The following is a 15,500-nucleotide window of genomic DNA, read 5'->3' on the forward strand; positions in this document are numbered from 1 at the left end:
GATCGTGCGTGAGATTAGCGTCCCCGCCCCATTCACTGTCGGCGAGCACGACAACGTCGCGGCCATGGTGTTCGAGCATGAACGTGACGATCCCGACTACGTCATCTATCAACGCCTGATCGACGGCGTCTGGACCGATGTCACGTGTGCGGAGGCAGCCAACCAGATTCGTGCCGCGGCTCTCGGTTTGATTTCACTGGGGGTGCAGGCCGGCGATCGGGTAGTCATCTTCTCTGCCACCCGCTACGAGTGGGCGATCCTCGATTTCGCGATTCTGGCTGTGGGTGCGGTCACCGTACCGACCTACGAGACCTCGTCAGCGGAGCAGGTGCGCTGGGTTTTACAAGACTCCGAAGCGGTGGTGTTGTTCGCCGAAACCGACTCACACGCGACAATGGTCGCCGAACTCTCCGGCAGCGTGCCCGCCCTGCGGGAGGTACTGCAGATCGCCGGTTCGGGTCCCAACGCGCTCGATCGGCTCACGGAGGCGGGCGCCTCGGTCGACCCGGCCGAGCTAACCGCCCGCCTCGCCGCACTACGGTCGACGGACCCGGCGACGCTTATCTACACCTCGGGCACCACCGGACGACCCAAGGGCTGCCAGTTGACCCAATCCAACCTGGTTCACGAGATTAAGGGCGCCAGGGCATATCACCCGACGCTGCTGCGCAAGGGTGAGCGGCTGCTGGTTTTCCTGCCGCTAGCTCATGTGCTGGCGCGCGCGATCAGTATGGCCGCCTTCCACTCCAAAGTCACCGTGGGATTCACCAGCGACATCAAGAATCTGCTGCCGATGTTGGCGGTGTTCAAGCCGACGGTGGTGGTGTCGGTGCCGAGGGTGTTCGAGAAGGTGTACAACACCGCCGAGCAGAACGCCGCCAACGCCGGCAAAGGGCGAATCTTCGCGATCGCCGCGCAGACCGCGGTCGACTGGAGCGAAGCTTGCGACCGCGGCGGACCGGGGCTGCTACTGCGCGCCAAGCACGCGGTGTTCGACCGGCTGGTCTACCGCAAGCTGCGTGCGGCACTGGGTGGCAACTGCCGCGCCGCCGTCTCCGGCGGCGCGCCGCTGGGTGCGCGGCTTGGTCACTTCTATCGCGGCGCCGGTCTCACCATCTACGAGGGATACGGCCTGAGCGGGACCAGTGGGGGCGTCGCCATCAGCCAGTTCAATGATCTAAAGATCGGAACTGTCGGAAAGCCGGTGCCCGGCAACAGTCTACGCATCGCCGACGATGGCGAGCTGCTGGTGCGCGGTGGCGTGGTATTCAGCGGCTACTGGCGCAACGAGCAGGCTACCACCGAGGCATTCACCGACGGCTGGTTCAAGACCGGTGATCTCGGTGCGGTGGACGAAGACGGGTTCTTGACGATCACCGGCCGCAAGAAAGAAATTATCGTCACCGCGGGCGGTAAAAATGTCGCCCCCGCTGTGCTGGAAGACCAGCTGCGGGCCCACCCACTGATCAGCCAGGCGGTGGTGGTTGGGGACGCCAAGCCCTTCATCGGCGCGTTAATCACCATCGACCCTGAGGCATTCGAGGGCTGGAAGCAACGCAACAGCAAGACAGCTGGCGCGTCGGTGGGCGATTTGGCCACCGACCCCGATCTGATTGCCGAGATCGACGCGGCCGTCAAACAGGCCAATCTTGCGGTGTCACATGCCGAGTCGATCCGCAAGTTCCGAATACTGCCCGTCGACTTCACCGAGGACACCGGCGAGCTGACCCCGACAATGAAGGTCAAACGCAAGGTGGTGGCCGAGAAGTTCGCTTCCGATATCGAGGCGATCTACAACAAGGAATAGCCGACTGTGCCCGGCTCCTCCCCGGCCCGCTCAACGGGCCGCATCGTCGCCGCGCAGAAAATCTGCTAGCTTGGCGGCCAGCGTGTCCCAACGCCACTGCGCCGTGACCCATTCTCGGCCGGCGGCGCCCATCGCGACGGCCCGATCCCGATCGATCAGCAACTCGGCCACGGCGTCGGCCACCCGGTCCACCGACCTACCGTCGACCACTAGCCCAGTCTTGTTGTGCTGCACCGTTTCCGGCGCTCCGCCAGAATTGCCGGCGATTACCGGCACGCCGGCGGCGGAGGCTTCGAGGAACACGATGCCCAAGCCCTCGACGTCCATCCCGGCGCCGCGGGTGCGGCATGGCATGGCGAACACGTCGGCCAGTGCGTGGTGGGCGGGAAGTTCGTCGGTTGCCACGCCGCCGGTGAACGTCACGTGGTCGGCCACCCCACAGTCGTGAGCCAGCTTGCGCAACGTCTCTAGATATGGACCGCCGCCGACAATCACCAACGCGGCTCCATCAACGCGACGCCGGATCGACGGGAGCGCCGTGACCAGGGTGTCCTGGCCTTTGCGCGGCACCAACCGCGACAGACACACTACCGTGGGCCGCTCGCCTAGCCGATAGCGCTTCCGCAACTCGGCGCGTGCGGCCGGATCGGGGCGGAACCGGTCGGTGTCCACTCCCGGCGGTAGGTATTCCAACGAAGCCGCGGGCCCGAACGCAGAAGCAAACCGGGACCGCGTGTAGCTGCTGACGAAAGTCACCACGTCGGTGCCGTCGCCGATGCGGCGTAGCACCGATCGAGCGACCGGAAGCATCGACCAGCCCACTTCGTGGCCGTGCGTGCTGGCCAACACCCGGCTAGCTCCAGCCAGCCGGGCACGCGGGGCCAGCAGGGCCAGCGGTGCGGCCGCACCGAACCAGACGGTTTCGATGTCGTGCTCGGCGATCAGCCGGCGCATCCGGACATCGACCGTTGGACCCGGCAGCATCACCGTGCTGGGATGGCGCACCACCCGGTAACCGGCAGCACGGGCTGCGTCGTCGAAGGCGTCGGCGCCTTTCCACTGCGGTGCATACACTGTCATCGCATGCGCTCGGGAGCCGACCAGCCGACCGACGAACTCCCCCAGATAGGACTGGATGCCCCCGCGTCGGGGTGGAAAGTCGTTAGTTACCAACAGGACCCGGCTCACCTGGGTCAGGCTAGCGGGTCCACCTTGCGTGAGCAGACGCAAAGTCGCCCAAAATCGCCGGTTTCCGGGTGATTTTGCGTCTGCTCGCGGCGGAAGCTAGCCCATTAGCCACCGCTGCCAGCGCGCGAGCAGGCCAGCGGCGTCAATGCCGAGGACGTCGTGGGCGGCGGTAGCCAGGTCGAAGTGTCCGACACCACAAGTGGCCAGATAAAGCTCACGCAGCTTGGCGGTACCGTAGGCGGCCGCGACGAACCGAGCGAACCACCACGCGCGGTCATATGCCAGCGAGCGCTGTGGCCCCGGAGTGTCCAGGTCGGTGTCCGACGGTAACGACAGCGCCACAGACACCGCATCCGCGGGCGGCGGGGTCTTGGGCCTGGCAACGAAATCGGCCACCCCCTCGGCCAGCCATCGAGGTGCATCCAGGGCCGTGTCGGCCCGGGCCGCATAGTGAAAAAGCTCGTGGCCCAACACTATTCGTAGCGCCGCTGGGCTCATGTGTGCCGCGCCCGGCGCGAACACAATCCGTTGGCCGACCACCGTGCGACGAGCAGGATCGACACGGTCGACCACCGTGATCGCGGCGATGTCCGCCCATTGCGACGCCAAACCCCCGCCTGCGGCGGCATGAAACTGCTCGTCGCTACCGGCGGCAACCACAAAGATGTCGTGCGACCAATCGGTGCCCCAGAATGCCACCACCTCGTCGACCGCGGCGTCGATGCCCGCCGCGATGCGCGACAGCAAGCGGTCGGTGGCCGCGCCACCAAGGCTGAGCAGCCGCACCGTGCGGTCGTCGGCGACCCGCAGCGCGACAAACCCATCGGCTGGCGCGACCACCTGTGCCGGTGCTGCAGGTCCATCGCGCACCGGATTACCAGACAGGGCCGCCGCGCCAATCAGCTCCGCAACAAACAGACAGGCCAGCAAGATCCGAGGGCAAAGCCGCCGCGCGACGAGCCGGTCAGTAACGGCGGGCGTCGTAGATCGGCCCCGACGAGTCCATCGGCACCACCCGCACCGGAACACCGTAGGTGGAGGAATGAACCATAAGACCATCACCGATGTAGATGCCTGCGTGTGACGCGTCGGAATAGAAGGTCAACACGTCGCCGGGCTGCAGATCCGACAACGCGACCGGCTGACCACCGTGAGCCAGCGCCTGGCTGGAGTGCGGTAACGCGATACCAGCCTGCTGGAACGCCCACATCACCAAGCCTGAGCAGTCGAACCCGCCGGGCGCGGCACCACCCCACGCGTAGGGCGCGCCGACCTGCGTCAACGCCGCTTGGACAACGGCCGTACGGTCGCCGCCAGCGCCGTCGGGCTGCACGAAAGGCAATCCGGGCATCCCACCAGGCGGCGGCGCCACGCCAGGCGCCGGGCCGTCGCCAGGCGGCGCACCGGGCGGCAACGCCGCAGGTGGGGCCCCGGGGGCGATCGCAGCAACCGCCGGGACCGGTCCTGGATCAGCGAGGGCCGTGCGCTCCTCCGGCGTCAACGCGACGTATTGCGACTTGACGACGGCAATCTGCACCTGCAGCTGGCTCTGTTTGTGCTGCAGATTCGCTCGTACCGCGGCAGCTTGCTCGGCCGCGGACCTGGCATCGGCCGCCGATTTGGCTGCAGCCTGCTCGGCCTTGACGGCCTGTTCTCCAGCGGCCTTGAAACGGGCCATCTGCGTGGACATTTGATGCGCCATCACCCGCTGTACCGATAGCCGATCGATCAACAGTTGCGGGGACTCCGCCGTCAGGATCGCATCCATGCCGTGGGTACGACCACCCATGTAGGTAGCGGCCGCGACCTTGTTCACCGCCGTCTGAAAAGTCGCCAAGCGTGCTCTCGCAGCATCCAAGGCCGTTCTGTTGTCCGCAAGCTTCTGGTCGGCGGCCCGCTGGGCAGCGAGCTTTTCGTTGAGATCCAGCTGCGCACTGTGCAGCGCCTCGGTGGTCTGCTCGGCCTGCCGGGATAACTCGTTGAGCTTGGCCAGCGCGTCGTCGGCCGGATCAGCCAGCACATTCGCGGCCAGGACGCCGGAGGAGACGGTGAAGCTCGCAAAGAAACCTATGGCGGACCGCATGATTACACGCGCGATCAACCACCTCTGGTCGAGCCTCAAAATTTGCTTCCTTAAACGGGCCATCGACGGATGACGTCGAGCTGGTTTAGGTCTCAAACAGGTTACGAAACGATCTCGGAATTGTCCAAAAGGGGAAGTTAAGAAAATGGATAGATTTCTACCATTTCGCTGTGGACGATCGTACTTCTGCTATAGGGCTCCAGGGGCATCGACACGCAACGACCTTACGCGACACCGGATCCGCGCTGGCGGCGGACCGGCACCAGGCGCAACCGAGGGGCCAATCCGACATCGGCGAGCACTTCCAACGCAGCACGCTCGTCATGCGACAGGCTTTCCGGTACCCCGATGAGCACGCTGACCACACAGTCGCGGCATCCAGATCCGCGCGCCGCGCAATCGTCACAGTCGATTACCACCGGCGCCCCCGGCCCGGGGGCTGTGCCGCCGCTAGTGTCTGGTCCGCTGCGTGCCATGGGGTCGTTCCTCTCGGCTTGGCTCATGAGGTCGTCCGAACGCTAATCGCGAGCACCGACATCCGTTGCCGCCGCGTGCGCGCTCGGCGTAGGGAGCGTTTGCGTGTCAGTGCAGGGGCCTAACGTCGCGGCCATGGGTGCAACCGGTGGGACTCAGCTGAGTTTCGCCGACCTGGCACACGCCCAGGGGGCAGCCTGGACCCCAGCCGACGAGATGTCCCTGCGCGAGACCACCTTCGTCGTGGTCGACCTGGAAACCACAGGTGGGCGCACGACGGGTAACGACGCAACACCGCCGGACGCGATCACCGAAATCGGGGCGGTCAAGGTATGCGGCGGCGCGGTGCTCGGTGAATTCGCCACCCTGGTAAACCCGCAACACAGCATTCCGCCCCAGATCGTGCGGCTCACCGGTATCACTACGGCGATGGTGGGTAATGCCCCGACGATCGACGCCGTCCTGCCGATGTTCTTCGAGTTCGCCGGCGACTCGGTGCTCGTGGCCCACAACGCTGGGTTCGATATCGGATTCCTGCGCGCCGCCGCGAGGCGGTGCGATATCACCTGGCCCCAACCACAGGTGTTGTGCACGATGCGGCTGGCCCGGCGGGTGCTGAGCCGAGACGAAGCCCCTAGCGTGCGTCTGGCCGCGCTAGCGCGGCTGTTCGCCGTCGCCAGCAACCCCACCCACCGCGCCCTCGACGACGCTCGCGCCACCGTCGACGTGCTGCACGCACTCATCGAGCGAGTGGGCAACCAGGGCGTGCACACCTATGCCGAGCTGCGCTCGTATCTGCCCAACGTGACCCAGGCGCAGCGCTGCAAACGGGTACTGGCGGAAACACTGCCGCACCGGCCGGGGGTGTACCTGTTCCGCGGACCGTCGGGCGAGGTGCTCTATGTCGGCACCGCGGCGGACTTGCGCCGCCGGGTAAGCCAGTACTTCAACGGCACCGACCGCCGCAAGCGGATGACGGAGATGGTCATGCTGGCCAGCTCGATCGATCATGTCGAATGCGCGCACCCCCTGGAGGCCGGTGTCCGTGAGCTGCGGATGCTGTCGACGCATGCCCCGCCGTATAACCGCAGGTCGAAGTTCCCATACCGGTGGTGGTGGGTGGCGCTCACCGATGAAGCATTTCCACGCCTGTCGGTCATCCGGGCCCCGCGACACGACCGCGTCGTCGGCCCGTTCCGATCCCGCTCCAAGGCCGCCGAGACGGCAGCGCTGCTGGCACGCTGCACGGGACTGCGAACCTGCACCACTCGGCTGACACGTTCCGCCCGGCACGGACCCGCCTGCCCCGAGCTGGAAGTGTCGGCCTGCCCGGCCGCCCGCGACGTCACGGCCGCGCAATACGCCGAGGCGGTACTGCGCGCGGCGGCCTTGATCGGCGGATTGGACAACGCCGCGCTGGCCGCGGCCGTTCAACAGGTCACTGAGCTCGCCGAGCGCCGTCGCTATGAGAGCGCTGCCCGACTGCGTGACCACCTCGCCACCGCCATCGAGGCGTTGTGGCATGGCCAACGATTGCGAGCACTGGCCGCGCTGCCCGAGTTGATCGCCGCCAAGCCGGACGGCCCCAGGGAGGGCGGCTACCAACTGGCCGTCATTCGCCACGGCCAACTCGCCGCTGCCGGCAGGGCACCGCGCGGGGTTCCTCCGATGCCTGTGGTCGACGCCATCCGCCGCGGCGCTCAGGCGATCCTGCCTACGCCGGCACCGCTCGGCGGGGCACTGGTGGAGGAGATCGCGCTCATCGCCCGCTGGCTGGCCGAGCCGGGAGTGCGCATCGTCGGGGTCTCGAACGACGCCGCAGGGTTGGCCTCCCCAGTGCGCTCGGCCGGCCCGTGGGCAGCGTGGGCGGCAACGGCGCGCTCGGCCCAGTTGGCCGGCGAGCAGCTCAGCAGAGGTTGGCAGTCAGATCTGCCGACCGAACCGCACCCATCGCGCGAGCAACTGTTCGGCCGCACCGGTGTCGATTGCCGCACTGGCCCGCCGCAACCCCTCCTCCCAGGCCGGCAGCCATTCAGCACGGCTGGATAATCCGGCGTGGGCGACGATCGCACCGGCGGCGTTGAGCACCACAGCGTCCCGGACCGGGCCCCTGGCACCGCCCAACACCGCGCGCACCGCGGCCGCGTTGGCTTGCGCATCGCCTCCAGCCAGCTGGTCAAGCTGGGCGCGCGCAAACCCGAATCCGGCGGGATCAAACGTCAACTTATCCACGCTGCCCGCCGCAACGCGCCAGATCGTGCTCGTGGTGGTGGTGGTCAACTCGTCCAGCCCATCGTCGCCGTGTACCACCAGCACACTGGACCGGCGCGCAGCAAACACCCCGGCCATCACTTCGGCGAGGTCGGCGAACGCGCATCCGATCAGTCCAGCCCGGGGCCGGGCCGGATTGGTCAGCGGCCCGAGAAGATTGAACACGGTGGGCACACCGATCTCGCGGCGTACCGCGGCCGCGTGCCGGTAGGAGGGATGGAACCGCGGCGCGAAGCAGAACCCGATCCCAACCTCCGCGAGGCTGCGCGCGACCAGGTCGGGTCCCAGGTCGATGCGCACCCCCAGCGCCTCCAGCGTGTCGGCGCCACCGGACAACGAGGACGCCGCTCGGTTGCCGTGCTTGACCACCGGCACACCCGCAGCCGCCACCACAATCGCCGCCATGGTGGATAGGTTCACCGTGTTGACTCCGTCGCCACCGGTGCCGACGACGTCGACGGCGTCGTCGGGGACCGTATCGGCGGGCAACGGATGCGCGTGGCTGAGCATGACGCCAGCGAGCTCACCGACTTCGTCGGCGGTCGGAGCCTTCATCGTCATCGCCACCGCGAAGGCGGCGATCTGCGCCGGCCGCGCATTGCCGGTCATGATCTGGTCCATGGCCCAGGCAGCCTGGCCCCGCGCCAGATCGCGGTTGTCGGTCAACCGCCCCAAAATCTGCGGCCAGGACGGCACCGATGCGGCTTCTGCTTTCGGCGAGCCCCCGCGAGATCCCCCCGAAGAACCCTCAGCTGACAGCGCCACGCGCTGATGGTCCCATGAGGATCAACCAACCCCAACCGCGCCCTGAACACGTCGACGACTTGCGCTAACCAAACGGCCGGGCGACACGCGGAACTGACTTACCGAAATTTCCGACCCGGGTAGAGTTCGACAACTACAAAGCGTCATACTTGCGGATGTGACGAGTGCTGTTGGGACCTCGGGTACTGCCATCACATCGCGCGTGCATTCGCTGAATCGGCCCAACATGGTCAGTGTCGGCACCATAGTGTGGCTATCCAGTGAATTAATGTTCTTTGCTGGGCTGTTCGCGTTCTATTTCTCGGCACGAGCTCAGGCCGGCGGGAATTGGCCGCCGCCACCGACAGAACTGAATCTGTACCAGGCCGTCCCGGTCACGCTGGTCCTGATTGCCTCGTCGTTCACCTGCCAGATGGGCGTGTTCGCGGCCGAACGCGGCGACATCTTCGGGCTGCGCCGCTGGTATGTGATCACATTCCTGATGGGCCTGTTCTTCGTTCTGGGCCAGGCCTACGAGTATCGCAACCTGATGTCGCACGGGACGAGCATCCCCAGCAGCGCATACGGCAGCGTGTTCTATCTGGCCACCGGATTCCATGGACTGCACGTCACCGGCGGCCTCATCGCCTTCATCTTCCTGCTGGTACGCACTGGGATGAGCAAATTTACTCCGGCGCAGGCCACAGCCAGCATCGTCGTCTCTTACTACTGGCATTTCGTCGACATCGTGTGGATCGCGCTATTCACCGTGATCTATTTCATCCGATGAGCCGGCGTCCGACGAACATCCCACGAACAGGAGTGCTCGGTTGACGAAACTGGGGTTCACCCGATCCGGTGGCAGTAAGAGTGGTCGCACGCGACGGCGCCTGCGCCGCCGATTGTCCGGCGGAGTGTTGCTGCTGATAGCGCTGACCATCGCCGGTGGATTGGCAGCTGTGCTGACCCCTACCCCACAGGTGGCCGTCGCCGACGAATCCTCCTCGGCGTTGCTGCGCACCGGCAAACAACTTTTCGACACCTCGTGTGTGTCCTGCCATGGCGCCAACCTGCAGGGCGTGCCCGACCACGGGCCGAGTCTGATCGGGGTCGGCGAGGCCGCCGTCTACTTCCAGGTGTCGACCGGCCGGATGCCGGCCATGCGCGGCGAGGCACAGGCGCCGCGCAAAGATCCGATCTTCGACGAAGCACAGATCGACGCGATCGGCGCCTACGTGCAAGCCAATGGCGGTGGGCCGACGGTGGTACGTAACCCCGATGGCAGCATTGCAACGCAGTCGCTACGTGGCAACGACCTGGGCCGCGGCGGCGACTTGTTCCGGCTCAACTGCGCCTCGTGTCACAACTTCACCGGCAAGGGCGGAGCATTGTCGTCCGGCAAATACGCACCCGACCTTGCGCCCGCCAATGAACAGCAAATCCTCACCGCGATGCTGACGGGTCCACAGAACATGCCGAAGTTCTCCAACCGCCAGCTCTCCTTCGAAGCGAAAAAGGACATCATTGCCTACGTGAAGGTCGCCACCGAGGCGCGGCAGCCCGGTGGTTACCTACTCGGCGGATTCGGACCCGCACCCGAAGGCATGGCCATGTGGATCATCGGAATGGTCGCCGCGATCGGGCTGGCACTGTGGATTGGGGCGCGATCATGAGCCGCGCCGACGACGATGCAGTGGGGGTACCACCCACTTGCGGGGGACGAAGCGATGAGGAGGAGCGGCGCATAGTGCCCGGACCTAACCCGCAAGACGGGGCCAAAGACGGGGCTAAGGCAACCGCCGTCCCCCGTGAACCGGACGAAGCCGCGCTGGCCGCGATGTCCAACCAGGAGCTGCTCGCATTGGGCGGCAAGCTGGATGGTGTCCGGATCGCCTACAAAGAGCCCCGCTGGCCGGTCGAGGGCACCAAAGCCGAGAAGCGCGCCGAGCGTTCAGTGGCGGTGTGGCTTTTGCTAGGTGGCGTGTTCGGACTGGCGCTGTTGCTGATCTTCCTGTTCTGGCCGTGGGAGTTCAAGGCGGCGGATGGCGAAAGCGACTTCATCTACTCGCTGACTACCCCGCTCTACGGCCTGACTTTCGGATTGTCCATCCTGTCGATCGCCATCGGCGCCGTGTTGTATCAGAAAAGGTTTATTCCCGAAGAGATTTCAATCCAGGAACGTCACGATGGCGCTTCGCGGGAGATCGACCGCAAGACGGTGGTGGCGAACCTGACCGACGCGTTCGAGGGCTCGACGATCCGACGGCGCAAGCTGATCGGGCTGTCCTTCGGCGTGGGCATGGGTGCGTTCGGGCTAGGCACCTTGGTCGCGTTTGCTGGTGGCCTCATCAAGAACCCCTGGAAGCCGGTTGTCCCCACCGCCGAGGGCAAAAAGGCGGTGCTCTGGACGTCGGGTTGGACCCCCCGCTACCAGGGCGAGACGATCTATCTGGCGCGCGCCACCGGCACGGAGGACGGACCACCGTTCATCAAAATGCGCCCGGAGGATATGGACGCCGGTGGAATGGAGACCGTTTTTCCCTGGCGGGAGTCCGACGGCGACGGCACCACCGTCGAATCACACCATAAGCTGCAGGAAATCGCGATGGGTATCCGTAACCCGGTGATGCTCATCCGGATCAAACCCAGTGACCTGGGCCGCGTGGTCAAGCGCAAGGGCCAGGAGAGTTTCAACTTCGGCGAATTCTTCGCGTTCACCAAGGTCTGCTCTCATTTGGGTTGCCCGTCATCGCTGTACGAGCAGCAGAGCTACCGAATCCTGTGCCCTTGTCACCAGTCGCAGTTCGACGCATTGCATTTCGCTAAGCCGATCTTCGGTCCAGCGGCCCGCGCCTTGGCGCAACTGCCGATCACGATCGACACGGACGGGTATCTGGTCGCCAACGGTGACTTTGTCGAGCCCGTCGGACCAGCATTCTGGGAGCGAACAACAACATGAGTCCGAAACTGAGTCCGCCGAACATTGGTGAGGTCCTGGCCCGCCAAGCCGAAGACATCGACACCCGGTATCACCCCTCGGCGGCGCTGCGTCGTCAGCTCAACAAGGTCTTCCCGACCCACTGGTCGTTCTTGCTCGGCGAGATCGCTCTGTACAGCTTCGTGGTCCTGCTGATCACCGGCGTGTATTTGACGCTGTTTTTCGATCCGTCCATGGTCGACGTCACCTACAACGGTGTCTATCAACCGCTGCGGGGCGTCGAGATGTCGCGTGCCTACCAGTCCGCGCTGGACATTTCCTTCGAGGTGCGCGGTGGCCTGTTCGTGCGCCAGATCCATCACTGGGCCGCTTTGATGTTCGCGGCGGCAATCATGGTGCACCTGGCACGCATCTTTTTCACCGGAGCGTTCCGGCGGCCCCGCGAGACCAACTGGGTGATCGGTTCGCTGTTGTTGATCCTGGCGATGTTCGAGGGCTATTTCGGCTACTCACTGCCTGACGACCTGCTGTCGGGACTCGGTCTGCGCGCGGCACTCTCGTCGATCACGCTGGGTATGCCGGTAATCGGGACCTGGCTGCACTGGGCGCTGTTTGGCGGTGACTTCCCCGGCACCATCTTGATCCCCAGGCTCTACGCCCTGCACATTTTACTGTTGCCGGGGATCATCTTGGCGCTGATCGGGCTGCATCTGGCGTTGGTGTGGTTCCAGAAGCACACCCAGTTCCCCGGCCCGGGCCGCACCGAGCACAACGTCGTCGGCGTGCGGGTGATGCCGGTGTTCGCGTTCAAGTCCGGCGCATTTTTCGCGGCTATCGTCGGTGTTCTGGGCCTGATGGGCGGCCTGCTGCAGATCAACCCGATCTGGAATCTGGGGCCCTACAAGCCATCACAGGTGTCGGCGGGCTCGCAGCCAGACTTCTACATGATGTGGACCGAGGGTCTGGCCCGGATCTGGCCGCCGTGGGAGTTCTACTTCTGGCATCACACCATTCCCGCCCCGGTCTGGGTCGCCGTGATCATGGGCCTGGTTTTCGTCCTGCTACCCGCCTACCCATTCCTGGAGAAGCGGTTTACCGGCGACTACGCGCATCACAACCTGTTGCAGCGGCCACGGGACGTTCCGGTGCGCACCGCGATCGGCGCCATGGCGATCGCCTTCTATATGGTGCTCACTCTCGCGGCGATGAACGACATCATCGCGTTGAAGTTCCATATTTCGCTGAATGCAACCACGTGGATTGGCCGCATCGGCATGGTGATTCTGCCGCCGTTCGTCTACTTCATCACATATCGGTGGTGTATCGGATTGCAGCGCAGCGATCGGTCGGTGCTCGAGCACGGCGTCGAGACCGGCATCATCAAGCGGCTGCCCCATGGCGCCTACATCGAGCTGCATCAGCCCCTCGGCCCGGTCGACGAGCATGGCCACCCGATACCGCTTCAGTATCAGGGAGCGCCGCTGCCCAAGCGAATGAACAAGCTGGGCTCGGCCGGATCGCCGGGTAGTGGCAGTTTTCTGTTCGCCGACTCCGCGGCAGAGGATGCGGCGCTGCGCGAGGCAGGGCACGCCGCCGAACAACGTGCCCTTGCCGCACTGCGCGAACACCAGGACAGCATCATGGGTTCGCCAGACGGCGAGCACTAGCCCGGCGACGACCCGGGTCGGCACGACCCGGGAAGGAACCGGGCAAATCAAGCACAGCCCGGCGACGACCCGGGTCGGCACGACCCGGGAAGGAACCGGGCAAATCAAGCACAGCCCGGCGACGACCCGGGTCGGCACGACCCGGGAAGGAACCGGGCAAATCAAGCACAGCCCGGCTAACTGGACTGGGGCGCCACCACCCGGCGCAGCTGCCGAGCGTATAGCCACTCGATCACCGGCATGCCCGCGGTGACCACCCCGGCCAACCCGTAGCTGATCCAAGATGGCCCGTCGTGACCGACCGCCATGAGGTAGGTCGCCGCCGCCACGGCAATCAACGCAATGCCAATCGCACTGGTCAACACGACTGTCCCGCGCAACCAGATCCGGTCCACCGCCTCACTGGACCACTCGGCGGCCACCTCGAATGCATCCGCGTGCTGTACGGGTGCCGACTCGGCCACAGCGCGTTTCGCCGGATGCCCGGATCCGATCGATCGCCCGCCCCGCACGGATGCACCCGTCGGCCTCGTCGCGGGCTCGGCCTCAGCCATGCGGCGAGCTCGCAACAGCACCGGTATCGCGCCCACGATGACCAGTGCGGAGACCACAATTACGGCGTACAGCACCCACGTGGTGTGCGGGTTTCCGGCCATCTCGTGGAAGCCCCTACCCAGGTCCATCAGGGCGACAGCGGCGGCCACCGACACGCCGGTGAACACCAGCCACACCGCGGCACATGCCCCAACCAGGATGCGATCGATGACGTCCGGCGAGATTACATCCGGCCCACGCCGGTATGCGGAATATCTGCTCACCATCAGCAGCTCGTTTGCGGTCCATCGTTGGAGTTCGATGAGAGCACCGTTCCGTCGCTCGTGGTGATCGAGCAGTTGAGTTTGCTGACCCGGAAAAGGCTGGAGGCCTCCACCGAGCCAACGTCGGATTGCGAGATCGGGGTGACCGTCATGGACCACGGGATGTACACATTGTGCTGTGTCCGTCGGCGCCCGGCGGCATCGACGTAAGTCACCGAGATAATGTCACCCGGCGCCTTGGTACCGGTCACCGAATAGGTGACTTGCCGCGGACCGGTCGGCGTGGTGGTCGTGGGCGGCGGTGCCGCCGCCGTTGTGGTGGTCGCCGGCGGCGGCGCCGTGGTTGTCGCCGGTGGGGGCGGTGGTGGCGGCGTCACAGTGACCGTCTGTGTCTCCGTCGCTGTCGGGATCTCGGTGGTGGGCGGTGGGGCTGGTGGCGGCGGTGGCGGCGCCGGCTTGGTGGTCGTGATTTCGTCCTGCACGGGCGGTGCAGAGGACGTAGTGTCGCCGGTGGCGAGTTTGCTGGTATGTGGTCGCGTGACGAGCAACGACACCGAAACCACGAGCGCAACGGCGGCAATTATGGCGGCGACACCGACCACCCACGGCCAGCGCGGAGCGGCCAGTTCGTCGTCCAGGTCGGACGACTCCTCATAGTCGTCGTAGTCATAGAGCCTGAGATCGGCTGGCACATACGGGCCGCCGGTGACGTGCTCGGATTCCGGGGCAGAGTATGCCCGAGAATATGCGTCGGTCTCGCCCGTCTGGTCACTGGGCAGTTTGTCGCCGCCCCCGGCGACGGGCGGCAAGTGGTTGCCGGAAGCCCGTTCGTCGCCCGTGTCGCTGACGGGTTCCGATTCGGGTTCGTCAGGTTCCCGTCCCGGGGGATTCGGCCCGCTCATGTTTGCCTACCCTGTCCAACTGCCTCACCAACACGCGTGGCTTTCCGCCTGCATCCTTGCCCGCGCGCTCGGCGCATTCTTCATTGGTGCCACGGAAACCCTACCCAACCGGGCAGGACCGAGAAGTCTGGGCAACCGTGCTACTGGTCAACTGATGCCCTGATTGTGACCTTCCCGGCGCCGGATCAGTGCTTCTCAGGACCGACGTAATATTCGAAGACCAATCCGGCCGCCGAGGCGAGGATGAATGCCACACCGGCGGCGATCAGCCACGGGAGCCACAACGCGATGCCGACCGCTGCCACCGAGCCGGACAACGCGACCATGATCGGCCACCAGCTATGCGGACTGAAGAATCCAAGTTCTCCTGCGCCGTCGCTGATTTCAGCGCCTTCGTAGTCCTCGGGCCGGGAATCTAACCGGCGGGCCACAAACCGGAAGAAGGTGGCGACGATCAACGCCATGCCGCCGGTAAGCGCCAGCGCAGTGGTGCCAGCCCACTCGACACCACCGGTGGCGAACATCGAGGTCAACACGCCGTACAGCACCGCCGTCACCACGAAGAACGCGGCGACAAACTCAAACAGTCGGGCTTCGATATGCATGAG

General features: G+C 65.5%; 13 protein-coding genes and 1 other annotated feature. Of the genes, 6 read left to right on the plus strand and 7 right to left on the minus strand.

Translation table 11 applies throughout. The features are described 5' to 3' along the window. The first annotated feature begins 4 nt into the window (after positions 1-4). Entirely contained in the window at positions 5-1,807 is a 1,803-nt protein-coding gene (gene fadD15, locus Rv2187; protein NP_216703.1) for a long-chain-fatty-acid--CoA ligase FadD15, read from the plus strand. Positions 1,808-1,837: 30 nt separating this feature from the next. Here fadD15 and pimB read toward each other — a convergent pair whose 3' ends face one another. The 3 genes from pimB to Rv2190c all read right to left on the minus strand — a co-directional run bounded on the left by pimB (position 1,838) and on the right by Rv2190c (position 5,117). Then, entirely contained in the window at positions 1,838-2,995 is a 1,158-nt protein-coding gene (gene pimB / locus Rv2188c) for an alpha-(1-6)-phosphatidylinositol monomannoside mannosyltransferase (RefSeq protein ID NP_216704.2), read from the minus strand. A gap of 96 nt (positions 2,996-3,091) precedes the next feature. Next, positions 3,092-3,865, minus strand: a complete 774-nt coding sequence (locus tag Rv2189c; RefSeq protein NP_216705.1) for a hypothetical protein — start codon at positions 3,863-3,865, stop codon at positions 3,092-3,094. Between the two features lie 94 nt (positions 3,866-3,959). Further along, positions 3,960-5,117, minus strand: coding sequence for an endopeptidase (locus tag Rv2190c; protein NP_216706.1), 1,158 nt, complete (start codon positions 5,115-5,117; stop codon positions 3,960-3,962). Between the two features lie 546 nt (positions 5,118-5,663). Here Rv2190c and Rv2191 point away from each other — a divergent pair. Beyond that, entirely contained in the window at positions 5,664-7,601 is a 1,938-nt protein-coding gene (locus Rv2191) for a hypothetical protein (protein ID NP_216707.1), read from the plus strand. On the opposite strand, the gene trpD is transcribed toward Rv2191, so the two are convergent. Further along, complete coding sequence (trpD, locus tag Rv2192c; protein NP_216708.1) at positions 7,476-8,588, minus strand: anthranilate phosphoribosyltransferase; 1,113 nt, start codon at positions 8,586-8,588, stop codon at positions 7,476-7,478. The genes Rv2191 and trpD overlap by 126 nt on opposite strands. 157 nt (positions 8,589-8,745) lie before the next feature. Between trpD and ctaE the strand changes: the two genes are divergently transcribed. The 4 genes from ctaE (at position 8,746) to qcrB (ending at position 13,172) form a co-directional block, all read left to right on the plus strand. Beyond that, on the plus strand, positions 8,746-9,357 hold the full coding sequence (ctaE, locus tag Rv2193) for a cytochrome C oxidase subunit III (RefSeq protein NP_216709.1): 612 nt from the start codon (positions 8,746-8,748) through the stop codon (positions 9,355-9,357). 40 nt (positions 9,358-9,397) lie between these two features. Next, a complete protein-coding gene (gene qcrC, locus Rv2194; protein NP_216710.1) occupies positions 9,398-10,240 on the plus strand; it encodes a ubiquinol-cytochrome C reductase cytochrome subunit C in 843 nt (280 codons plus the stop codon). Continuing rightward, positions 10,237-10,294 (plus strand) — a repeat region (58 bp Mycobacterial Interspersed Repetitive Unit,Class II I. Overlaps Rv2195 suggesting alternative GTG start at 2458 468 may be used). Its footprint overlaps the gene before it by 4 nt. Beyond that, positions 10,237-11,526, plus strand: coding sequence for a ubiquinol-cytochrome C reductase rieske iron-sulfur subunit (gene qcrA / locus Rv2195; RefSeq protein NP_216711.1), 1,290 nt, complete (start codon positions 10,237-10,239; stop codon positions 11,524-11,526). It overlaps the preceding feature by 58 nt. Before qcrC ends, qcrA begins: the two co-directional genes overlap by 4 nt. Further along, positions 11,523-13,172, plus strand: coding sequence for a ubiquinol-cytochrome C reductase cytochrome subunit B (gene qcrB / locus Rv2196; RefSeq protein ID NP_216712.1), 1,650 nt, complete (start codon positions 11,523-11,525; stop codon positions 13,170-13,172). The genes qcrA and qcrB overlap by 4 nt, the downstream gene beginning before the upstream one ends. 176 nt (positions 13,173-13,348) lie before the next feature. Here the strand turns inward: qcrB and Rv2197c are convergent, their stop codons facing one another. The 3 genes from Rv2197c to Rv2199c all read right to left on the minus strand — a co-directional run bounded on the left by Rv2197c (position 13,349) and on the right by Rv2199c (position 15,497). Then, positions 13,349-13,993: a transmembrane protein gene (locus tag Rv2197c; protein NP_216713.1), complete on the minus strand. Its 645-nt coding sequence runs from the start codon at positions 13,991-13,993 to the stop codon at positions 13,349-13,351. Next, on the minus strand, positions 13,993-14,892 hold the full coding sequence (mmpS3, locus tag Rv2198c; protein ID NP_216714.1) for a membrane protein MmpS3: 900 nt from the start codon (positions 14,890-14,892) through the stop codon (positions 13,993-13,995). The genes Rv2197c and mmpS3 overlap by 1 nt, the downstream gene beginning before the upstream one ends. 185 nt (positions 14,893-15,077) lie before the next feature. Continuing rightward, the gene (locus Rv2199c; protein NP_216715.1) at positions 15,078-15,497 is read right to left on the minus strand and encodes a cytochrome c oxidase polypeptide 4; all 420 of its coding nucleotides are present in this window, start codon (positions 15,495-15,497) and stop codon (positions 15,078-15,080) included. Positions 15,498-15,500: the final 3 nt, after the last annotated feature.

This window comes from Mycobacterium tuberculosis H37Rv, assembly GCF_000195955.2.
In the GTDB taxonomy this organism is placed as follows: Bacteria; Actinomycetota; Actinomycetes; order Mycobacteriales; family Mycobacteriaceae; genus Mycobacterium; species Mycobacterium tuberculosis.

What these genes read in the sequence shown, in the direction of transcription:
- Rv2197c (NP_216713.1), bottom strand. Translation starts at nt 13,993, where the DNA reads ATGGTGAGCAGATATTCCGCATACCGGCGTGGGCCGGATGTAATCTCG.
- mmpS3 (NP_216714.1), bottom strand. Translation starts at nt 14,892, where the DNA reads ATGAGCGGGCCGAATCCCCCGGGACGGGAACCTGACGAACCCGAATCG.
- qcrA (NP_216711.1), top strand. Translation starts at nt 10,237, where the DNA reads ATGAGCCGCGCCGACGACGATGCAGTGGGGGTACCACCCACTTGCGGG.
- qcrB (NP_216712.1), top strand. Translation starts at nt 11,523, where the DNA reads ATGAGTCCGAAACTGAGTCCGCCGAACATTGGTGAGGTCCTGGCCCGC.
- Rv2199c (NP_216715.1), bottom strand. Translation starts at nt 15,497, where the DNA reads ATGCATATCGAAGCCCGACTGTTTGAGTTTGTCGCCGCGTTCTTCGTG.